Source organism: Streptomyces sp. LS-MS-L19, assembly GCF_058382285.1.
On sequence record NZ_JBYCLL010000001.1, the window covers coordinates 680479 to 702105 of the forward strand.

At 72.1% G+C, this 21627-nt stretch carries 17 protein-coding genes; 3 read left to right on the forward strand and 14 right to left on the reverse strand.

All coding sequences use genetic code 11. The annotated features are described in order from the left end of the window. Positions 1–152: 152 nt before the first annotated feature. From AC2XR2_RS03000 to AC2XR2_RS03040, 9 genes are all read right to left on the reverse strand, one after another. Positions 153–650, reverse strand: coding sequence for a hypothetical protein (locus tag AC2XR2_RS03000; RefSeq protein WP_449351393.1), 498 nt, complete (start codon positions 648–650; stop codon positions 153–155). Positions 651–703: 53 nt separating this feature from the next. Beyond that, positions 704–3610 (reverse strand): helix-turn-helix transcriptional regulator, encoded by a 2907-nt coding sequence (locus tag AC2XR2_RS03005; protein ID WP_491514160.1) that lies wholly within the window; start codon positions 3608–3610, stop codon positions 704–706. A 123-nt stretch (positions 3611–3733) separates the two neighbouring features. Continuing rightward, positions 3734–4333 (reverse strand): hypothetical protein, encoded by a 600-nt coding sequence (locus AC2XR2_RS03010; protein WP_491514161.1) that lies wholly within the window; start codon positions 4331–4333, stop codon positions 3734–3736. 11 nt (positions 4334–4344) lie between these two features. Then, positions 4345–4938, reverse strand: coding sequence for a CGNR zinc finger domain-containing protein (locus AC2XR2_RS03015; RefSeq protein WP_491514162.1), 594 nt, complete (start codon positions 4936–4938; stop codon positions 4345–4347). An 84-nt stretch (positions 4939–5022) separates the two neighbouring features. Beyond that, positions 5023–5265, reverse strand: a complete 243-nt coding sequence (locus AC2XR2_RS03020) for a DUF397 domain-containing protein (protein ID WP_020138535.1) — start codon at positions 5263–5265, stop codon at positions 5023–5025. Positions 5266–5360: 95 nt separating this feature from the next. Continuing rightward, entirely contained in the window at positions 5361–6527 is a 1167-nt protein-coding gene (locus AC2XR2_RS03025; RefSeq protein ID WP_491514163.1) for a thiolase family protein, read from the reverse strand. Next, a complete protein-coding gene (locus tag AC2XR2_RS03030) occupies positions 6524–7567 on the reverse strand; it encodes a thiolase family protein (protein ID WP_491514164.1) in 1044 nt (347 codons plus the stop codon). Before AC2XR2_RS03030 ends, AC2XR2_RS03025 begins: the two co-directional genes overlap by 4 nt. Further along, positions 7564–8508: a Zn-ribbon domain-containing OB-fold protein gene (locus AC2XR2_RS03035; protein WP_449351388.1), complete on the reverse strand. Its 945-nt coding sequence runs from the start codon at positions 8506–8508 to the stop codon at positions 7564–7566. Before AC2XR2_RS03035 ends, AC2XR2_RS03030 begins: the two co-directional genes overlap by 4 nt. Positions 8509–8520: 12 nt before the next feature. Continuing rightward, complete coding sequence (locus AC2XR2_RS03040) at positions 8521–9321, reverse strand: crotonase/enoyl-CoA hydratase family protein (protein ID WP_449351387.1); 801 nt, start codon at positions 9319–9321, stop codon at positions 8521–8523. 177 nt (positions 9322–9498) lie between these two features. Here AC2XR2_RS03040 and AC2XR2_RS03045 point away from each other — a divergent pair, with 177 nt between their 5' ends. After that, positions 9499–11112: an acyl-CoA synthetase gene (locus tag AC2XR2_RS03045; RefSeq protein WP_449351386.1), complete on the forward strand. Its 1614-nt coding sequence runs from the start codon at positions 9499–9501 to the stop codon at positions 11110–11112. Between the two features lie 349 nt (positions 11113–11461). Continuing rightward, on the forward strand, positions 11462–13147 hold the full coding sequence (locus AC2XR2_RS03050; protein WP_491518395.1) for an alkaline phosphatase family protein: 1686 nt from the start codon (positions 11462–11464) through the stop codon (positions 13145–13147). 23 nt (positions 13148–13170) lie between these two features. Here the strand turns inward: AC2XR2_RS03050 and AC2XR2_RS03055 are convergent, their stop codons facing one another. Together AC2XR2_RS03055 and AC2XR2_RS03060 are read right to left on the reverse strand one after the other, a co-directional pair. Then, positions 13171–13887: an alpha/beta fold hydrolase gene (locus AC2XR2_RS03055; protein WP_491514165.1), complete on the reverse strand. Its 717-nt coding sequence runs from the start codon at positions 13885–13887 to the stop codon at positions 13171–13173. A gap of 84 nt (positions 13888–13971) precedes the next feature. Beyond that, positions 13972–15468, reverse strand: coding sequence for an acyl-CoA synthetase (locus AC2XR2_RS03060; protein WP_491514166.1), 1497 nt, complete (start codon positions 15466–15468; stop codon positions 13972–13974). A 63-nt stretch (positions 15469–15531) separates the two neighbouring features. Here AC2XR2_RS03060 and AC2XR2_RS03065 point away from each other — a divergent pair, with 63 nt between their 5' ends. Further along, positions 15532–17937 carry a penicillin acylase family protein gene (locus AC2XR2_RS03065; RefSeq protein ID WP_491514167.1) on the forward strand — a complete coding sequence of 802 codons (2406 nt, stop codon included), beginning with the start codon at positions 15532–15534 and terminating at the stop codon, positions 17935–17937. Positions 17938–17949: 12 nt separating this feature from the next. Here the strand turns inward: AC2XR2_RS03065 and AC2XR2_RS03070 are convergent, their stop codons facing one another. The 3 genes from AC2XR2_RS03070 to AC2XR2_RS03080 form a co-directional block, all read right to left on the reverse strand. Then, a complete protein-coding gene (locus tag AC2XR2_RS03070) occupies positions 17950–19503 on the reverse strand; it encodes an acyl-CoA synthetase (RefSeq protein WP_491514168.1) in 1554 nt (517 codons plus the stop codon). Next, positions 19500–20609, reverse strand: a complete 1110-nt coding sequence (locus tag AC2XR2_RS03075; RefSeq protein ID WP_381296189.1) for a nitronate monooxygenase — start codon at positions 20607–20609, stop codon at positions 19500–19502. Before AC2XR2_RS03075 ends, AC2XR2_RS03070 begins: the two co-directional genes overlap by 4 nt. Before the next feature lie 112 nt (positions 20610–20721). Beyond that, positions 20722–21573 carry a helix-turn-helix transcriptional regulator gene (locus AC2XR2_RS03080; RefSeq protein WP_491514169.1) on the reverse strand — a complete coding sequence of 284 codons (852 nt, stop codon included), beginning with the start codon at positions 21571–21573 and terminating at the stop codon, positions 20722–20724. Between the last annotated feature and the right edge of the window lie 54 nt (positions 21574–21627).

Consider the following 21627-nt stretch of genomic DNA (forward strand, 5'->3'; position numbering starts at 1 on the left):
CCGGGGCTTCGCCGCGGCGGGCGAAGACGGGGGAATCCCGGGTGTGACCGTGCGGGGCCGGACCGACCGACCGTGCCCGCGGGCGGCTCCGGAAGGCCAGGGACGGGGGAACTGGCCTTCCGGAGCCTACGGCGACACCGCGCGAGAGGTGTTCAGCTCTGCTGGAACAGCTCCGCCGGCAGGGGCTTGAGGAGGGCGTACAGGTCGTCCGTGATGGGGCGGTCCCAGGCGGCGATGGTCACCAGGACATTGTCGCTGCGGTCGAACTGGACGCAGGAGATCCGGCTCTCGGAGAGCTTGAGGCGGCGCACGATCAGGAGGTTGTCGCCCTGCATCACCGGCATGTCCTCGGTGTCGGTGACGGTGACCTCCTCGTCGTTCTCCAGTGCGATCAGCAGCTGCGCCACCTCGAAGGGGACCTGGCCCTCGGGGACCTCACGGGCCGGGGAGCCCTCGGGGAGGTTGCCGATGATCATCGCGGGGCCGCGGCCGCCGAAGAGGTCGTAGCGCAGGAAGACGCCCTGGCAGGTGCCGTCGGGGGCGGGCAGGAGCCCGGCGCCGAGGTTGCCGGGCCAGTCGCCCGGGTCCATGGCCAGTACGTCGAAGTCTGGACCGGCGGGAGTAGCGCTGCGGCGGCGGAGGAACGACATGCGCCCATGGTAATGGGCGGTGAGGTGGTCGTGCGGGTGCGGGCGAGTGGGGGCTAGTCGCGCAGTTCCCCGCGCCCCTGGGTGGGGTCACTCGCCGTTCTCAGACCGGTGCTGTCCGTTCCCAGCTTCCGGAAGACGGACGACAGCAGACGTACCGCCACCGGTTCGTCCACGCTCATCTCCTTCGCGATCTCCGCCTCCGTACGGCCCTCCGCCGCCAGGTCCGCCGCTCGGCGTTCGCGGGACGTGAGGGTGTCCGTCTCCGTGCTGTGCAGGCGGCGCGGGCGCAGGCCCGCCGCGGTCAGTTCGTCGCGGGCGGTCTCGATCAGTCCGTCGGCGCCGCACTGGACGGCGGTGTCCAGGCCCCGGTAGAGGTGTTCGGCCGCCTCCCGGGCGCGGCCCGTGCGGCGGAGTTCCGTGCCGAGGGCCACCAGCGCGCAGGCGAGCTCGTAGGAGGCCGGGGAGCGCTCCAGGTGGGACACGGACTCCTCCAGCAGCTTCGCCCGGGTCGAGCCCGGCGCGACCTCGGCGGCCAGCCGAAGCGCCTGGCCCACGGCCGACGGGGCGCCGAACTGGCGGGCCCGCGCGACGGCTTCGAGGGCGGTGGCGATCGCGCGGTCGGGGGCGTCCGGGGCCTCGGCGCGGGCCAGGTGGAGCTGCCAGGGGCACCACGCGGGGTTGCGCACGCCGCGGGGTTCCAGGCGGCGGCCCGCGGAGGCCAGCTCGGTGGCCGCCTCCTTGGTGAGGCCGCGGGCCAGGAGCAGTTCGCCGTACACGGTCTGGGCGTCGGGGAAGACGACGGCGGCCGGGAAGGGCGCCCCGAAGCAGTGGTCGTCGGCGACGCGGGCGGCCTCGGTGACCCGGCCGCGGGCGAGCAGCACCTCGATGAGGACGCCCAGCGCGTACCAGTGGGCCGGGGTGCCGGGGCCGACGCGTTCGGCGAGGCGCAGGCCGGCGCGGACGAAGTCCTCGGCCTCGGCGAGGCGGCCGCGGCGGAAGCGGACGTAGGCGAGCAGGGTGTAGGCGAAGGAGAGGTGGGCGCCGCGCCAGCCCTGGCGTTCGAAGTCGGCGATCCCGGCGGCGAAGAGCTCCTCGGTGCGGCCGGGGCGGTCGGCGTACATGAAGGCCAGGGCGACCAGGACCGGCACCTCGAAGCCGCGGTCGGGCTCGGCCCAGCCGAGGCCTCCGGCGAGGGCGCGCTCGGCGTGGTGGAGGGCGACGTGGGCGGGTTCGCCGCGCAGGACGGCGTCCCAGGTGCGCAGGCCGATGATGTACCGCTCGGTGAGGTCGCGGCCGGTGAGGCGGTCGGCGAGGCGGGCCATGCGGCGGGAGCGGGAGGGGTGGTCGGGTTCGTCGGCGCGGAAGGCGTCCCACATGAACTGCTCGGCGATCATGCGCAGTTTGACGCGGGCGTCGCCGGTGACCTTGATCTCGCGGGCGAGGGTGTCGGAGGCCTCGGCGAGGCGGTCGCTGTGGGCGAGGACCTGGGAGAGCCGGTAGACGATGTGGTGGCGCAGGTCGGGGGCGGCGATGGGCTCCTCGAGGGCGGCGCGCAGGTGGTTGACCGTGGTGGCCGGTTCGGTGAGCAGGGAGGCGCTGCCCAGTTCGTACAGGACGGCGGCCCGGTCCTCGAAGGCCGGGGGTTCGCGCAGGGCGCGGGCGAGGTAGCGGCGGGCCGCGTCGGGGGCGCCGGAGCGGAGGGTCTCGGCCGCGGCGGCGCGCAGCTGCTGGACGACCCAGGGGTCGCCGTCGGGGTGGGTCTCCAGGAGGTGGCGGGCGGCCGCGGCGGCGCCCCGTCCGTCGTTGACGACGCACCAGGCGGCCTGGCCGTGCAGCGCGACACGGACGCCGGGCGGGATGGCCCGGTAGACGGCGGTGGCGATGAGCGGGTGGACGAACTCCAGGGACTCGACGCCGGTGAGGATACGGGCGCCGCGCAGCGCGTCGGCCGCGTCGGCGGCCTCTTCGTGGCCGAGTCCGGCGACGGCGGCCGCGAGCCGGGGGTGGATCTCGGTGCCGAGGACCGCGCAGGCCCAGGCGAAGCGGACCGTGGAGGTGCCGAGGCGTTCGAGGCGGGCGACCAGACCGCTGCCCTTGACGGCCGCGGCGAGGTCGCGCAGGAGGTGGGCGGCGCCCTCGGTCGGGGTGACGCCGCGGTCGTGGACCTTGGCGGTCAGTTCGACCGTCTCGAAGGGGTTGCCCGCGGTGACGGCCCAGCACTCGCGGCAGAACGCGTCGTCGGCGTGGGTGCCGAGCGTCTCGCGGACGAGGCGGGCGACGGCGGCGGCGCTGAGGGGCTCCAGGTCGAGCGGGCGTCCGCCCGCCCTGCCGGGCAGTGCCCTGAACGGCTCGGCGTGGTCGGGGAGTTCGTCGGGCCGGTAGGCGACGACGACGAGGATCGGGAGTTCCTCGGCGCGGGGTGCGAACGCGGCCAGCCAGTGCAGGGATTCGGGGTCGGCCCAGTGGGCGTCGTCGAGGACGAGCACCAACGGGGTGCGCAGGACGGCGAGATGGGTGAGCACCCAGTCGAGTCCGTCGCGCAGGCCCTGCGGGTCGGGGGGTGCTCCGTCGGTGGGGGCGCACAGGCCGAGGGCGGGTCCGACGATGTCGTACCAACTGCCCAGCCGGCCGCGGAGATCGGCTTCGGCGGCGTCGGCGAACTGCGGCTGGAGGAGCTGCCGGGCGACATGGAAGGCGACCCGCTGCTCCTGGTCGCCGCCGCGGGCGGCCAGTACGGTGCAGCCGCGGGCGGCGGCGCGGCGGCGGACCTCGGCGAGGAGGGTGGTCTTGCCGATGCCGGCCCGGCCGGCGACCGCCAGCAGGGCTCCGCGCGGGCGTCCGTGGGGTTCGGCGCCGTCCGTGCGCAGCCCGGTGAGCTCTCCCAACGCCTCATCGACGGCGGCGAGTTCGCTCTCCCGCTCCAGGAGAGCCCTGCTGCTCCGCGCACTGCGCTGCATCATGGCGCACCCCCCGTCACGGTGGTGGACCCGCGCGGGGAGCGAGTGCGCACCGTGACCTACAGGCACCTCAGCGTACGCCTCCGGGGTGCCGGGTGAGCCCTGGTCCGTCGACTCGGGTCGGTGCTAGAAGAGGTGTTCGTACAGGACGGTGAGCCCGTAGAGCAGGCCCCCGGCGGCGGTCGCCGCGCTGAGCCGGAGGACGGCCCGCGTGTGGATCGTGGAGGATGTGTCCGGCCCGGACGCGGCGAGTGTCATGACCACTCCGACGGCGAGGACGAGCAGGCCCGTCAGCACGAGGGCCGCCCACCCGACGATCGCTCTCGGCCCCAGTGTCTCCAGCCCGACGTAGGGCTGATCGCGTACGGCGATGGTGGAGCCGATGCGGGCGTCGGCCTGGATCATCGCGTCGGGGTCGGTCAACCGGCCGGTGGTGGACAGCAGTTGGCCGTGGCATTCGGTGACGGGCTTGTTGTTGTAGGGCCGCACGACACCGCACGAGTCGACGTGCAGCTCACCCGGGGTCCCGGACAGTCCGAGGGCGCCCATCAGCATCAGGCCGGCGTAGCCGGTCAGCACCACGCCGAACGCGAAGGCCACCACCACGCCGAGAGCCGTACGGAATCGCTCGCCCCGCCGCTTCCACGGGCTCGCGCGCCGCGCTTCCCGAAGCGCCCGCAGCCGTTCGGCCTTCCTGAACCGCCGTCTGGCCGCCTTCGAGGCCACGGCCCCTCCCCCTACGCCTTGTGCCGTTCGTGATGCCGTGCCACCCGGGCCCGGTTGCCGCAGGACGGCTTGCACCACTCCTGCCGCGGATGATCCTTGAGGAAGTAGCGCACGCAGCGCGGGGCATGGCAAGCCCGCAGCCGTCGCCGGTCGGCTCCGGCGAGGAAGGCGGTCGCCGCCTGCGCCAGGACGGCCGTGAGGTCGGCCCCCTCGGGCAGCGGCCGCGGGTGTACGACGGGTTCGGCGTCGTCGGCCCAGTGCAGGACGGGGACGGTCGGCATCCGCGCGGCGGCGGTGTTGAGGCGCTCGACGGCCTCGGGCACCGGCATCAGGCGTGCCGCGTCGGCGGGGCTGGGGGCGCCGGGGCGCACGGCGTACGCGAAGAGGGCGCGGACGGCCGCGCGCAGGTCACGGACCGCGGCGAGGGTCGCCTCGTCGGCGACGAACCCGGCCGGGACCGGCAGGTCGTCGGTGTGGTCCCGGACCCAGGCGGTGAGTCCGGCGGGGTCGGTCAGGTCGTCGGCGACCCCGCCGTGTCCGTCGTGCCGGATGGTGAGCGCGAGATCGAGGGCGAGCCGGGCGTCCCTGGTGATCGAGTCCTGCATATGGCTAATGATAGGCATCGCTGCATCCATTAGCGCTGCACGATCCACGGACGCCGGGGCTCGCCCCCGCCCGGCGACTGCGGCTCAGGTGAGGTCGAACTCGCCTTCCCGCGCCCCGGACACGAACGCGCCCCACTCCGCCGGGGTGAAGATCAGGGAAGGGCTCTCCGGCCGGTCGCTGTTGCGCATCGCGATGAACCCCTCGACGAAGGCGATCTGGACATCCCCCAGACCACGGCTGCTCGAGTGCCAATCGGCGTTGCTCAGGTCCAGCTCCGGCTTGTCCCAGCCCATGAGCGGCTGCTGCTGGATGGTGGTCTCGGCCACGTCCGTGCTCCTCCCGATCGCTTCGTCCGCGGCCAGCCTAGCGATCCACTTCGGCCGCCGACAGGCCACGTGAGGGGGACCTTTGCGGGGGCATTTCACGCATCCGGGGGTTCGGACCCCACGAGCCACATGGAGAAGAACTGCGATCCGCCGCCGTAGGCGTGTCCGAGCACCCTGCGGGCGCCGTCCACCTGGTGCTCCCCGGCCTGACCGCGCGCCTGGAGCGCGGCCTCCGCGAAGCGGATCATGCCGGAGGCGCCGATCGGATTGGTGGAGAGCACTCCGCCCGACATGTTGACGGGCAGGTCCCCGTCCAGTTCGGTCACCCCGGCCTCGGTGAGCTTCCAGCCCTCGCCCTCGTCGGCGAAGCCGAGGTTCTCCAGCCACATGGGTTCGTACCAGGAGAACGGCACGTACATCTCGACGGCGTCGATGTCCCGGCGCGGGTCGGCGATGCCGGCCTGCCGGTACACGTCGGCCGCGCAGTCCTTGCCGGCCTGCGGCGACACGGCGTCCTTGCCGGCGAAGAGCGTCGGCTCGCTGCGCATCGCGCCGCCGAGCATCCAGGCCGGGGGCCGGGGCGCGCGGGCGGCGCCCGCCCGGTCCGTGAGCACCATCGCGCAGGCGCCGTCGGAGGACGGGCAGGTCTCGGAGTAGCGGATCGGGTCCCAGAGCATCGGCGAGGCCTGGACCTTCTCCAGGGTGATGTCGTGCACGTGCAGATGCGCGTACGGGTTCTTGAGCGCGTTGCGGCGGTCCTTGTACGCCACCAGCGAGCCGACCGTGTCGGGAGCGCCGGTGCGCCGCATGTACGCGCGCACGTGCGGCGCGAAGAAGCCGCCCGCCCCGGCCAGCAGGGGCTGCTGGAAGGGGATCGGCAGGGACAGGCCCCACATGGCGTTGGACTCGGACTGCTTCTCGAAGGCGAGGGTGAGGACGGTGCCGTGCACCCGGGCCGCGACCAGGTTGGCGGCGACCAGGGCGGTGGAGCCGCCGACGCTGCCCGCGGTGTGCACCCGCAGCATCGGCTTGCCCACCGCGCCGAGCGCGTCCGCCAGGTACAGCTCCGGCATCATCACGCCCTCGAAGAAGTCGGGCGCCTTGCCGATCACCACGGCGTCGATGTCGGCCCAGGTCAGCTCGGCGTCTTCCAGAGCCCTTGCGGCGGCCTCCCGGACGAGCCCGGCGATCGACACGTCCCGGCGCGCCGCGACGTGCTTGGTCTGGCCGATGCCTACGACGGCCACGGGCTCCTTGCTCATCGCGGATCCCCTTCCAGTACGGCGACCAGGTTCTGCTGGAGACAGGGCCCGGAGGTGGCGTGGGCGAGGGCGCGGTCGGACTCGCCCCGGTGGATCCGGGCGGCGGCCTCGCCGATGCGGGCGAGCCCGGCGGCCATCATCGGGTTGGCGGCGAGGGCGCCGCCGGACGGGTTGACGGTCGTGGCGTCGTCGAGCCCGAGCGCCTTGCGCAGCACGACCTCCTGCGAGGTGAACGGGGCGTGCAACTCGGCGGTGTCGACGGGCCGTTCGAAGACCCCGGCCTTCTCGGCGGCCAGCCGGGTGGAGGGCGAGTCGGTGAGGTCGCGGACACCGAGCGAGTGGGCCTCGATGCGGTGGTCGATGCCGCGGATCCACGCGGGCCGCTCGCACAGCTCCCTGGCCCGCTCCCCCGCCGCGAGGACGACGGCGGCGGCTCCATCGCCGATGGGCGGGCAGTCCCCGGTGCGCAGCGGCCGTACGAGGTAATCCCCTTGCGGTACAGAGCCCTTGAGCTGTGCGTGCGGGTTCTCGGTGCTGCGGCTGCGGGCGCCGATCGCCGCCAGCTCCCGCTCGTCCGTCACGCCCGCGTCGATCAGCACCTGGGCCTGGAGCGCGGCGAGGGCGACGGAGTCGGGCCACAGGGGGGCGACGTAGTACGGGTCGAGCTGCCGGGTGAGCACATCGCGCAGGGAGCCGGGCGAGGACTTGCCGTAGGAGTAGACCAGCGCGGTGTCGGCGTCCCCGGACAGCAGCTTGGTCCAGGCCTCGTACAGCGCCCAGGCCCCGTCCGTCTCGACGTGCGACTCGGAGATGGGCGGCCAGGCGCCCACGCCGTCGAGGGCCAGGGTGAAGGAGAAGGCGCGGCCCGCGAGGTAGTCGCAGGAGCCGGAGCAGGTGAAGCCGATGTCGGCGGTCTTCAGGCCGGTCTGCGCGAGGACGTCGTGCAGGACCGGCATGAGCATCTCCACCTCGGACAGTTCCTCGGTGGAGCGCAGGGTGTCGGACTGGGCGAAGGCGACGACCGCGATGTCCCGGGTCACAGCAGCTCCTTGTAGGTGTCGTACTCCGCGTCGGGTTCGCCGGTCGGCCGGTAGTGGTCCGGGTACCGGCCGCCCTCGGTCCACACCGGCTCGACCCTGAGGCCCATGCGCACCTGGTCGTAGGGGATCCCGCCGATCCGGCCGTGCAGCGCGAGGTCGGCGCCGTCGAGGGCGATGTGGGCGTAGACGTACGGCACCTCGATGTCGAGGTTCTTCGCCTTGATGTTGACGATGCAGAAGGTGGTGACGGTGCCGCGGGGGCCCACTTCCACCTGTTCGGCCGTGGCGACACCGCAGGTGGGGCAGGCTCCCCTCGGGGGCACGTAGACCTTGCGGCAGGACGGGCAGCGCTCGCCGACGGCCCGCCGCTCGGTCTCCAGCGCCTTGATGTAGGCGGTCTGGGCGCGGCCCGGTGAGTAGGTGTAGTCGAGGCGCGCCTGCGCGATGATGCCGCTGACCGGGTCGTCGAACTCACCCGCGTGGACGCGGACTTGGGCCTCGTCTCCTTCGTACGCCTCGAAGCAGGCGATGTCGGTGATGGCGCCGACGCGTTCCTCCGCCCAGCGGACGCGGACCCGCATGCCGGTGCGCACGGCCTCGGGGCCGGGGGCGTCGAGGGCGTGCAGGAGGGCCGTGTCGGCGTTGTCGAGCTTGACGAGGACCCAGGCGAAGGGGGTGTCGAGGGGCTGGCCGCGGCGCGGGGCCGGGTTCCAGGCCCAGGTGGTCACGGTGCCGGTGACACCGACGGGGACGAGCTCGGTGAGCTCCTCTGCGGTGACGGGGTCGTACTCGACCGGGGGGACCAGGGTGCGTCCGTCGTGGGTCTTCACGCCGAGGACGACTCGTTCGCGCAAGCCCGTGAGGAAGGCGCTCTGGACGGGGCCGAGGGAGCGGGTGAAGGGGAACTCGACGACGAGGGGGGCTTTGAGGACTTCGGGCATGCCCGGGCTCCTTCAGTGGCGTTGGTAGTCGGGGGGTCGCTTCTCCGCGAAGGCGCGCGCACCTTCCTTCGCGTCGGCGGTGTCGAAGATCGGCCACCCCCGCTTCAACTCGGCGGCCAGCCCCTCGCTCTCGGTCAGCTCGGCCGTCTCGTAGACCGAGGCCTTCACCGCCTCCACCGCCAACGGGCCGCAGGCGTTGATCAGTTCGGCGATCTCCAGGGCCTTGTCGAGTGCGGTGCCGTCCGGGACGACGTGCCCGATCAGGCCGATGTCCGCGGCCTCGCGTGCGGTGTAGGGGCGTCCGGTGAGCAGCATCTCCAGCGCGTGGGTGCGCGGGATCTGGCGTTGCAGCCGGACCGTGGAGCCGCCGATCGGGAACAGGCCGCGCCTGACCTCGAAGAGTCCGAAGGTCGCGGACTCCCCGGCGACCCGGATGTCGGTGCCCTGGAGCATCTCGGTGCCGCCCGCGACGCAGTGGCCCTCGACGGCCGCGATCACCGGCTTGCGGGGGCGGTGGTGGCGCAGCATGGCCTTCCAGTGCAGGTCGGGGTCGGCGTCGAGCCGCTCCCGGTAGTGCTCGCCCTCGATGCCCTTGCCGGCCAGGGCCTTGAGGTCCATGCCGGCGCAGAACGTGCCGCCCGCCCCGGTGAACACGATCGACCGGATCGAGTCGTCCGCGTCGGCCTCCACCCAGCCGTCGTACAGGCCCACGAGCATCGGCAACGAGAGCGCGTTCTTCGCCTCCGGCCTGTTGAGCGTGAGCACCAGTGTGGCGCCCTCGCGCCGGATGTCGAGGTGTTCCGTCCCACCCATCGCCCGTCTCCCCTCTGCCAGAACGAGAACAGGTTGCAGGAGCCGCCGACGCACTTCAAGAGTTTTCTGACAGACAGTCAGATTTCTTCGCGCGAACCCTTCACAGTCACGCCGCCCTTTGCTCTGATGACCGGCGAACCGTCCAGGAGCCAGGCCGTGCGAGGTCAGGAGGAGCCGGTGGAGTACAACCTTGCCGACCTGTTCGAGTCGGTGGTCGACGTGGTGCCGGACCGTGAGGCGCTGGCGTACTTCGACATTCCGGGTACGGGCGCGGAGCGCCGGCTGACGTACGCGGAGCTGGACGCCGCCGCCAACCGCATCGGCCACCATCTGCTCGACAGCGGGGTGCGGGCCGGCGAGCACGTGGGACTGCACCTCTACAACGGGGTGGAGTACGTGCAGACGCTGCTGGGCTGCATGAAGGCGCGGATCGTGCCGGTCAACGTCAACTACCGTTATGTCGAAGAGGAGTTGGTGTACCTCTACCGGGACGCGGACCTGGTGGGGCTGGTCTTCGACACGGAGTTCGCGGGCCGGGTGGCGGCCGCGCTGCCGCACGTGCCGCGGCTGCGGCATCTGGTGCGGGTCGGGGCCGCGGGGCCGGGCGGGCCGCCGGCGGCGGACTTCACCGACGCCGAGGCGTCCGGGTCCGCGGAGCGCGGGTTCACGGCCCGCTCGGGCGACGACCAGTTCATCATCTACACCGGCGGCACCACCGGCATGCCCAAGGGCGTGATGTGGCGTCAGGAGGACCTGTTCTTCTCGGGGATGGGCGGTGGGGCGCCGACCGGGGAGCCGGTCAAGCGGCCCGAGGAGCTCGCCGAGCGGGTCGCCGCGGGCGGATCCGGCCTCACCTTCTTCCCCACTCCCCCGCTGATGCACGGCACCTCCACGCTGACCACGCTCATCGGCTTCAACTTCGGCCAGCGGGTCGTGCTGCACCGCAAGTTCGTGCCGGAGGAGGTGCTGCGGACCGTGGAGGCGGAGAAGGTCAGCGCCATGTCCCTGGTGGGCGACGCGATGCTGCGGCCGCTCATCGACGCGCTGGAAGGACCGATGAAGGGCACCGACATGTCGTCGGTGTTCAGCGTGTCCTCGTCGGGCGCGATCATGTCGGACACGGTGAGCCGGCAGTTCCGCGCTCTCGTCCCGAACGCCATGCTGCTCGACAACTTCGGCTCCTCCGAGTCGGGCTTCAACGGGACCGCGACCGAGGACTCCGGCCCCGAGCGCGGCTTCCGCGTCCGGGTCAACTCCCGTACCCAGGTGGTCGATCCCGCGACCCACGAGCCCGTCGCCGTGGGCGAGGTGGGGCGGGTCGCGCAGTGCGGCCATGTCCCGCTCGGCTACTACAACGACCCGCGGAAAACCGCCGAGACCTTCTTCGAGAAGGACGGTCAGCGCTGGGTGCTGCTCGGTGACATGGCCACCGTGGACGAGGAGGGGGTGCTCACTGTCCTCGGGCGGGGCTCGCAGTGCATCAACACGGGCGGCGAGAAGGTCTACCCCGAGGAGGTGGAGCAGGCGCTCAAGGCCCATCCGGACGTGTACGACGCGCTCGTGGCCGGGGTGCCGGACGTGAAGTGGGGGCACCATGTGGCAGCCGTGGTGCAGTTGCGCGACGGCGCGGACCGGATGTCCCTGGACGCTCTCCAGACGCACTGCCGGACCCGGCTCGCGGGCTACAAGGTGCCGCGCCAGCTGGTGATCACGGAATCGATCCACCGGTCCCCGAGCGGCAAGGCGGACTACCGGTGGGCGCAGAAGGTGGCGGTGGCGGCGGACGGGTGAGGGCCGAGTCCCGACGCGTGCCGAATCCGCACCCGTACCGAATCCGTACCCGTGCCGAATCCCGACCCGCGTGCGATTGAACCGAACGTGACGTGCGACCGTACTGGTGGTGGCAGGCTCGGTCACCGGGCCCTGTTCGTCATGCCGTCGCGGCAGGACCGCACGTCACAGCAAGACCGCACGGAAGGACCACCGGGTGTCACTCTTCACTCGCTCTCGCCAACTGCCGGGTACCACTGGGGGCGAGGGGGACGCGGACAGTGGGGGTGCGACGGGGGAAGAAGTGAAGGAGGAGGCCGCTGAGGCGACCGCCTCGGCTCAGGATGCGGATGAGGCCCCTGCCGAGCCCCTGGATGAGCCCTCCTCCGCGGACGCGCCCGGCTCCCCGCGCCCCGGCTGGTTCGGCTGGCGTCGCCGCTGGCCCCGTACGGCCCGTGGGGTGTCCGTGGGGACGAGCGTGGCGGCGGGGCTGCTGGTGCTGCTCGTGCTGCTGTTCCCCAACCGGCTCGACCACATGAACCTCCGGTCGTTCTTCCGGTTGCCCGTGGAGGCGATCGTCCTCGCGGCCGTCCTGCTCGTGCTGCCGCCGAAGGCACGGCGGATCGCGGCGGTCTGCTTCGGGCTGTTCCTCGGTCTGTTCAGCCTCCTGAAGTTCATGGACATGGGCTTCTACCAGACCCTGGCCCGGCCGTTCGACCTGGTCTTCGACTGGATCATGCTGGGCAACGCGACGGACTGGCTGCGGGAGACGTTCGGCCGCACCGGCGAGGTGCTCGCGATCATCGGAGTGATCGTGCTGATGGTCGCGGTCCTCGCCCTGTGCACCCTCGCGGTGGTGCGGCTGTCGAACCTCATGTCCCGGCACCGGCCCGTGGCGGTGCGCACCACGCTCGTCCTCGCGACGGTGTGGGTGACCTGCTTCATGGTCGGCGTGCAGTTCGGCGGGGTCACCTTCGCCACCAAGGGCAACACCGAGTTCCTCGCCAACCGCGTGCAGCACGTGCGCAACGGGCTGGGGGACGCCAAGGTCTTCGAGAAGGAGTCCGCCGTCGACGCGTTCGCGGCCACTCCTCCCGACCAGCTCCTGAACGGGCTGCGCGGCAAGGACGTCCTGTTCACCTTCATCGAGAGCTACGGCCGGGTGGCGATCGACGACCCGGCGATGGCACCGGAGATGGACGCGACGCTGAAGCAGGGCGACGCGACGCTCAAGTCGGCCGGCTTCGCCTCGCGCAGCGGCTGGCTGAGCTCCCCGGTGACGGGCGCCGGCAGCTGGATGGCCCACTCGACGTTCCTGTCCGGCCTGTGGGTCAAGAACCAGCAGCGGTACCTGAACCTCACCTCCAGCAAGCGGGCGACCCTCACCAGCTACTTCCAGAAGACGGGTGACTGGCGCACGGTGGGCATCGTGCCGGGTGTGCGCAAGTCGTGGCCCGAGGGCAAGTACTTCGGCCTCGACCACATCTACGACTCGAAGCACCTCGGCTACAAGGGTCCCTACTTCAGCTGGACGCCGGTGCCGGACCAGTTCAGCCTGGAGGCCTTCCAGAAGCTGGAGCACGGCAAGAAGTACCGGGACCCGATCATGGCGGAGATCATCCTGGCCTCCAGCCACAACCCCTGGTCGCCGATCGCCCACACCATCGACTGGAACGACCTCGGCGACGGGACGGTCTTCGAGCAGATCAAGAAGGAGGGCACGAACCCGACGGAGGTCTGGAAGAGCCAGGAGCGGGTGCGCACCGAGTACCGCAAGGCCATCCAGTACTCCGTGGACAGCCTGACCCAGTGGATGCAGCGCTACGGCGACGAGAACACCGTCCTCGTCTTCCTCGGCGACCACCAGCCCGTCCCGACCGTCACGAAGGGCTCGACCAGCAGGGACGTGCCGATCACCATCGTCGCCAAGGACCCGAAGGTGCTGGACCGGGTGGCCGACTGGCACTGGACCGAGGGCCTCAAGCCCGCCGACAACGCGCCGGTGTGGGGCATGGACAAGTTCCGGGACCGCTTCATGACGGCGTTCGCGAAGTGACGGCGTCATTGAACTGACGGCGTTCATGAAGGGCTGACGGACGCCTCCAGGAAGGGCTCGACGACGGCCAGGAACTCCTCCGGCCTGGCCTCGTGCACCAGATGACCACCGCCGACGGTGACGAGACGGGCGCCGGGGATCCTCGACGCCAGCGCGGCGACCTCGCCCTGCGGAATGAGGCTGGTGGGCCCACCCGCGACGACCAGCGTGGGTATGGCGATCCGCCCCATGTGGTCCCACCACAGGGGGTCGGGCGCGTTGCGCTGCGCGTCGGTGGCCCGCAGCATGGCCCAGTCGAAGGGCGGGTCGACGTCCGGGGCGGGCGCGGGTGGTCGCGGCGGGTCGAGGGGAAGCGGCGCGGGCACGTCCTCCAGGACCAGGCGTCGTACGGCATCGGGCGCGTCCTGCGCGAGCAGGTAGGCGACGGCCCCGCCGAGCGAGTGGCCCACGACGTCGGCACGCTCCGCCCCGACCGCGGCCAGGAAGCCCAGCATGTCGTCGCGCATCGCTTCGTACGCGTACGCCCCCGGCACCTCCCCGAGCCGGTCGCTGCGGCCGTGCCCCCGCAGATCGGGGGCGTACACGCGGCGCGGGTGCGGCCCCGCGGCGAGCCGCCCGGCGATCCGGGCCCAGTCCGCGCCGTCGGCGCCACGGCAGTGCAACAGGAGCACGGGCGGCGCGTCCTGGGGTCCCCAGGCGCGGTACGCGAGGGTGATGCCGTTCGCCTTGACGGTGTCCATACCGGGAACGTATCCGGGGCGGCGCCCGGTGAAGGTCCCGCTCTGCCCAGGGCAGACGCCCCGAGCACGAACAGCGGGGGTCCGTCAGCCGGCGAACCGGTCCCGCAGCTCCCGCTTCAGGATCTTCCCGCTGGCGTTCCGCGGCAGCTCGTCCACGAACAGGACCCGCTTGGGTGCCTTGAAGTGGGCGAGCTTCTCGCGCGCGTGGGTGAGGAGTTCGGCCTCGGTGACCTCGCCGCGGGGGACGACCACCGCCGTGACGGCCTCGATCCACCGCTCGTCCGGCAGGCCGACGACGGCGACCTCGGCGACGGCCTCGTGGGTGTAGAGCGCGTCCTCGACCTCGCGTGAAGCGATCAGCACACCACCGGAGTTGATGACGTCCTTCACCCGGTCGACGATCGTGAAGTAGCCGTGCGCGTCCCGCACCGCGAGGTCGCCGGAGCGGAACCAGCCGTCCCTGAAGGCCGCTTCGGTCTCCTCGGGCTTGTCCCAGTACCCCTCGCACAGCTGCGGTGACTTGTAGACGATCTCGCCGGGCGTGCCGTCGGGCACCTCCTCGCCGTCCTCGTCCACGACCCGCGCGTCGACGAAGAGGACCGTACGGCCGCAGGAGTCCATCCGGCCCTTGTGCTCGTCGGGCGCGAGCACGGTGGCCAGCGGACCGATCTCGCTCTGCCCGAAGCAGTTGTAGAAGGCCAGCTTCGGCAGGCGCTCGCGGAGCCGTTCCAGGACGGGCACCGGCATGATCGAGGCGCCGTAGTACGCCTTGCGCAGTCCGCTGAGGTCGCGGGTGGTGAAGTCGGGGCGGTTGGACAGGCCGATCCACACCGTCGGCGGCGCGAACAGGCTGTCCGCGCGGCCCTGTTCGATCAGGTCGAAGAGGCGGTCGCCGTCGGGCCCGTCGAGGATGATGTTGGTCGCGCCGACCGCGAGGTAGGGCAGCAGGAAGACGTGCATCTGGGCCGAGTGGTACAGCGGCAGCGAGTGCACGGGCCGGTCCCCCGCGCTCAGATCGCAGGCGGTGATCGCGCTCAGGTACTCGTGCACCAGGGCGCGGTGGGTCATCATCGCGCCCTTGGGCAGGGCCGTCGTCCCGGAGGTGTACAGCAGCTGGACGAGGTCCTCGCTGCGGGGTTCGGGGCCGTCGTACGGCGAGGTCGCGTCGAGGCGTGCCAGCAGGGAGCCGTCGGCGTCCCGCAGGGGCAGCGTGCGCACACCGGACGGCAGCCGGTCCGTGAGGCCGGGATCGGCGAGGACCAGTGTGCTGCCCGACTGGCCGACGAGGTACGCCAGGTCGTCCCCGGTGAGGTTCTGGTTGACCGGCACATGCACCAGGCCGGCGCGGGCGCAGGCGAGGAAGCCGATCAGATAGGCGTCCGAGTTGTGGCCGTAGGCCCCGACCCGGTCGCCGCGTGAGAGGCCCTCGCCGAGGAGCACGCTCGCCGCGCGTGAGACCGCGTCGTCGAGTTCCTCGTACGTCCACGAGCGCTCGCCGTACTCCACCGCGACGCGCGCCGGAGTGCGCCGGGCGCTGCGGCGCAGCACCCCGTCAACCGTACTGCCGTGTCCTGGCGTCATACGGGACAACCTACCGGTTGGTACGCTCAACCGCTCCTTCCCTCAATGACGTTGGGAGGCACGATGCGCACCCGCCCCAGACGCGCCCTCGTCGCGGCCGTCGCCCTGTTCGCCGCCGCCGGTGCCCTGCCGGCCGCAGCCGCGCAGGACCAGTACCAGCAGCAGGAACAGCGCCATCCGTCCCACGGCGGTCTGTCCGCCACCATCCGCTACACCGAGTACGGCATCCCGCACATCCTCGCGAAGGACTACGCGGACCTCGGCTTCGGCACCGGGTGGGCGCAGGCCGCCGACCAGGTGTGCGCGCTCGCCGACGGCTTCGTGACCGTGCGTGGTGAGCGTGCCCGGTACTTCGGGGCCGACGCGGCCGCCGACTCCGCGCTCTCCTCCGCCACCAAGAACCTCTCCAGCGACCTGTACTTCCGCGGGGTGCGGGAGGCGGGCACGGTGGAGAAGCTGATGGCCACACCGGCACCGCTCGGTCCGAGCCATGATGTCAAGGAGCTGATGCGGGGCTTCACCGCGGGCTACAACGCCTGGCTCAAGAAGAACCGGATCACCGACCCGGCCTGCAAGGGCGCCGCATGGGTGCGCCCGGTGACGCTCCAGGACGTGGCCGCGCGCAACTTCGCGCTGGCCGTCCTCGGCGGCCAGGGGCGGGCCGTGGACGGCATCACGGCCGCGCAGCCACCCGCCTCGACGACGGCGGGGGCCGCAGCACCCGACGCGCAGAACACCGCGCGTGCCGCCCGCGAGCTCTTCGCGGCCGACTCCGCCGACATGGGCTCCAACGCCGTCGCCTTCGGCGGGACCACGACGGCCAACGGCCGCGGGCTCCTCCTCGGCAACCCGCACTACCCCTGGCAGGGCGGCCGCCGCTTCTGGCAGTCGCAGCAGACCATCCCGGGCGAACTGAACGTCGCGGGCGGCTCCCTGCTCGGCTCGGCGACGATCTCCATAGGCCACAACGCCCAGGTGGCGTGGAGCCACACGGTCGCCACCGGCGTCACCCTCAACCTCCACCAGCTGACCCTGGCCCCGGGCGACCCGACCACCTACCTGGTGGACGGCACGCCGGAGCGCATGACCGAGCGCAAGGTCACCGTCGCCGTGAAGGACGGCCAACCGGTCACCCGAACCCAGTGGTGGACGCGGTACGGCCCGGTCGTCACCTCCCTCGGCGCGGCCCTCCCGCTCCCGTGGACGACCACGACCGCCTACGCCCTCAACGACCCCAACGCCACCAACCTGCGCGGCTCCGACACGGCCCTCGGCTTCAGCAGGGCCCGCGGCACCCGGGACGTGCTCGACGCGCTGAAGCGCACCCAGGGCCTGCCGTGGGTCAACACGATCGCCGCCGACTCCCAGGGCCACACGCTGTTCACGCAGTCCCAGGTGCTCCCCCGGATCACCGACGAACTGGCGCAGCGCTGCTCCACTCCCCTGGGCCGGGTCACCTACCCCGCCTCCGGAGTCGCGGTCCTCGACGGCTCGCGCGGCGACTGCGCCCTCGGCAGCGATCCGGACGCCGTGCAGCCGGGGATCTTCGGGCCCGCGAAGATGCCGGTCCTCCAGGACGCGCCGTACGCGGAGAACTCCAACGACAGCGCCTGGCTGGCCAACGCCGAGCGGCCGCTGACCGGGTACGAGCGGGTCTTCGGCACCGTGGGCACGCAGCGGTCGATGCGCACGCGGGGCGCCCTTCAGGACGTGTCCGCTATGGCCGCGCGGGGGAAGCTGACCGTCCGGGATCTTCAGGCGCAGCAGTTCGCCGACCGGGTGCCCGCGGGCGACCTGGTGGCGGCGGACGCGGCGAAGGCCTGTGCGGCGCTGCCCGGCGGTACGGCAACGGGCAGTGACGGCAAGGTCGTTGACGTCCGCGAGGCCTGCGGGGCGCTCGCCTCCTGGGACCGCACCGCGGACACCGGCAGCCGGGGCGCGTTGCTCTTCGACCGGCTGTGGCGGAAGCTGCCCGTGGCCCAGCTGTGGAAGGTGCCGTTCTCGGCGGCCGACCCGGTGGGCACGCCCAACACGCTCGACACGGACGCGCCCGCCTTCGCCACGGCCCTCGCGGACACCGTCGCCGAGCTGAGGGCGGCCGGTATTCCGCTGAACTCCCCTCTCGGCGAGCACCAGTTCGTGGTGCGGAACGGCAAGCGCATCGCCGTTCCGGGCGGCACCGAGTCGCTGGGCGTGTGGAACAAGGTCGAGCCGGTGTGGAACCCGGCGGGCGGCGGGTACACCGAGGTGACCACGGGGTCCAGCTACATCCAGGCGGTCGGCTGGGACGGCGGCCGCTGCCCGGTGGCCCGGACCCTGCTGACGTACTCCCAGTCCTCGAACCCGAACTCCCCGCACTTCAGCGACCAGACGCGGCTGTTCTCCGCGGAGAAGTGGGTGACGTCCCGCTTCTGCGAGAAGGACATCCTGACCTCGCCCGCACTGCGGATCGTGCGGGTGCGCTCCTGAGGCCGGGCGGGCTCACACCGGCCGCGAGCGCCCCTCCCAGTAGGGTTCCCGCAGCCGGCGCTTGTACAGCTTGCCGTTGGGGTCGCGGGGCATCTCGGTGATGAAGTCGACGCTCTTCGGGCACTTGTAGCCCGCGAGCCGTTCGGCGCAGTGGGCGAGGAGGTCGGCGGCCAGGTCCGGCCCGGGGGTGTGACCCGGGGCCGGCTCCACCACGGCCTTGACCTCCTCGCCCCAGTCGTCGTGCGGGATACCGAAGGCGGCCGCGTCGGCGACGGCGGGGTGCTGGAGCAGGACGGACTCGATCTCGGCGGGGTAGATGTTGACCCCGCCGGAGATGATCATGTCGATCTTGCGGTCGCGGAGGAAGAGGTAGCCGTCCTCGTCGAGGAGGCCGAGGTCCCCGACGGTGAAGAAGTCGCCGATGCGGTTCTTCTTCGTCTTGGCCTCGTCCTTGTGGTAGGCGAAGCCGCCGGTGTTCATCTTCAGGTACACGGTGCCGAGTTCACCGGGGGGCAGCCGGTTGCCGTCGTCGTCGAAGATCGCGAGTTCGCTGATGGGCCAGGCCTTGCCGACCGTGCCGGGCTTCTTCAGCCAGTCCTCGGCGGTGGCGAAGGCTCCGCCGCCCTCGCTGGCCGCGTAGTACTCCTCCACGCAGGGCCCCCACCAGTCGAGCATCGCCCGCTTCACATGGTCGGGGCAGGGAGCGGCGCCGTGGATCGCGTGCCGCATGGACGAGACGTCGTAGCGTGCCCGGACCTCCGCGGGCAGCGCGAGCAGGCGGTGGAACTGGGTCGGGACCATGTGCGTGTGGGTGCAGCGGTGTTCGTCGATCAGCCGGAGCATCTCCTCCGGCGTCCACTTGTCCATCAGCACCAGCGGGTGGCCGATGTGCAGGGATGCGGCCGCGAACTGGAGGACGGCCGTGTGGTAGAGCGGCGAGCAGACGAGGTGGACGTTGTCGTCGAAGGGCCGGATGCCGAAGATGCCGAGGAAGCCGCCGAGATAGGCCTCCTCGGGGAGCTTGCCGGGCAGGGGCCGGCGGATACCGCGCGGGCGACCCGTGGTGCCCGAGGTGTAGTTCATGACCCAGCCGAGCTCACGGCCCTCGGGCGGCGACTCCGGTTGTCCGGCGAGGAGTTCGGCGTACGGCCGGAAGCCCTCGACCCCGCCGACGGCGTACCGGTGGGTCGCCGCAAGGCCCGCCTCGTCGGCCGCGTGCCGTGCCGCGTCGGCGAAGCGCTCGTGGGCGAGGAGCACCTTGGCGCCCGAGTCGGCGACGATCCAGGCGATCTCGGGGGCGACGAAGTGGTGGTTGATCGGGACCAGGTAGAACCCGGCCTGGCTGGCGGCGAGATGCGCGGTGAAGAACTCGGCGCTGTTGGGCAGGACGACGGCGAAGGCGTCACCGCGTTCCAGTCCGGCGGCACGCAGGCCGTGCACGAGCTGGTTGGCGGCGGCGTGCAGGCGGCCCGCGGTCCAGGACGAACCGTCGGGGGCGGTGAGAACCGTGCGTGAGGGGTCCTGGGCGGCCTGGGCCCAGAAGCCCGCGGGGGGTGTGCTCGTCACTGGCCGCTCCTTCCGGCGATGCGGTTGATGCGATCGACGGCTTTCTCGAAGCCGCGGGTGAGGTCGTCGAAGACGGCCTGGACACTGCGTTCGCTGGTCATCCGGCCGACGATCTGGCCGACGGGTGTGCCGAGCAGGGGCTCGACCTCGTACTTCTGGATGCGTGAGACGGCGTCGGCGACCAGCAAGCCCTGGAGGGGCATGGGGAGGGTGCCGGGTCCGTCGGCGGAGTCCCAGGCGTCGGTCCATTCGGTACGGAGCTGGCGTGCGGGTTTCCCGGTCAGGGCGCGGGAGCGGACGGTGTCGCCGGAGCCGGCGGCGAGGAGCTTCTCGATCAGCTTGGGTGAGGGCAGTTCGGCCTCTGTGGTGGTCAGCCATATGGATCCCAGCCACACACCCTGGGCGCCGAGTGCCAGCGCTGCCGCCACCTGCTGTCCACTGCCGATGCCGCCTGCCGCGAGCACGGGCAGCGGGTCCACGGCGTCGACGACCTCGGGGGTGAGGACCATGGAGGCGATGTCGCCGGTGTGCCCGCCGGCCTCGTAGCCCTGGGCGACCACGATGTCGATGCCGCCCTCCTGGTGCTTGACGGCGTGCCGGGCGCTGCCCGCGAGGGCGGCCACGAGGACGTTCCGCTCGTGCGCGCGGGCCACCACGTCGGCGGGCGGGGAGCCCAGAGCGTTGGCGAGCAGCCGGATCGGGTAGTCGAAGGCCACGTCCAGCTGGTTGCGGGCGACCTGCTCCATCCAGCCCGTGATGCGCCACCCGGACGCCTCGCCCTCGGCGAGTTCGGGCACGCCGTACTTGGCGAGGGTGTCCTTGACGAACTGCCGGTGCCCCTCGGGGATCATCGCCTCGACGTCGGCCTCGGTCACTCCCTCGACCTTCTTGGCGGGCATGACGACGTCCAGGCCGTACGGCTTTCCGTCGACATGTGCCTCGATCCAGTCGAGGTCGCGTTTGAGTTCGTCGGGGGCCGTGTAGCGGACCGCGCCGAGCACTCCGAAACCGCCGGCCCGGCTGATGGCCGCGGCGACAGCGGGGAACGGCGTGAAGCCGAAGACGGCGTGCTCGACTCCCAGTGTCTTGCTCAGCTCCGTCTGCATGGGCGCAGGATGCCGCAGTCCTCCGGACGACGGAAGAGGTTTTCTGATGCTCCGTCAGATTCGGGTCGCGATCGAGCGGGACTTCGGCCGGTCCGGCCCCGCGGGCCGGGGCTCAGCCGGGGACGTCCAGCCGCTGGGTGCCGATCACCGACAGCAGCCGCAGCGCCTCCTCGGACCGCGAACCCGGCGTGGCGGTGTAGATCACCACGCGCTGGTCCCGGTCGGCGATGTCGAGGACGTCGCAGTTGACGGTGACCGGCCCGACCACGGGATGGGCGAAGGTCTTGCGGAGCGTGGGCGTGTCCGTGACGTCGTGGGCGGCCCACAGCCGCGCGAACTCCGCGCTGCCGTCGAGGAGTTCGGCCACCAGGGCGGTCAGCTCGGGATCGTCGGGATAACGGGCCGCGGCGGCGCGCAGCTGCTGGACCGACGAGCGCGCGAACTCCCCGCCGTCCGACACCCCGTACAGCCGGCGGCCCTCGGGGTGCGGTCCCAGGAACACGCGGCGCACGAGGTTGCGGTCCCGGCGGGACAGCCGGGAGAAGTCCTCCATGAGTGCCGCGGCCAGGTCGTTCCAGGCGATCACCTCATGGGTCGCCGAGATGACGAAGGCGGCGGCCTGCGGCAGCCGGTGCAGCAGGTCCACGATGCTCTGGCGGACCTCGCGGGAGGGTCCGGGCGGCGGGCCCGGCGGGGTGCCGGCGAGGTGGTGGAGGTGGTCGCGCTCGGCGTCCGCCAGCCGCAGCGCACGGGCGACCTGGGCCAGGACCTCGCGGGACGGGCGGGGTGCGCGAGCCTGTTCGAGGCGGGTGTAGTACTCGGTCGAGATGTACGCCAGCTGCGCCACCTCCTCGCGGCGCAGCCCCGGGGTGCGGCGGCGCGGCCCGGCGGGCAGCCCCACGTCGGCGGGGGTGATGCGCTCGCGTCGGCTGCGCAGGAAGTCGGCCAGTTCTCGTCGGTCCACGCCCCCAGTGTGCGCGGACGCCCGGGTGGCCAGCCAGGTACCGCCGGTGCCTGG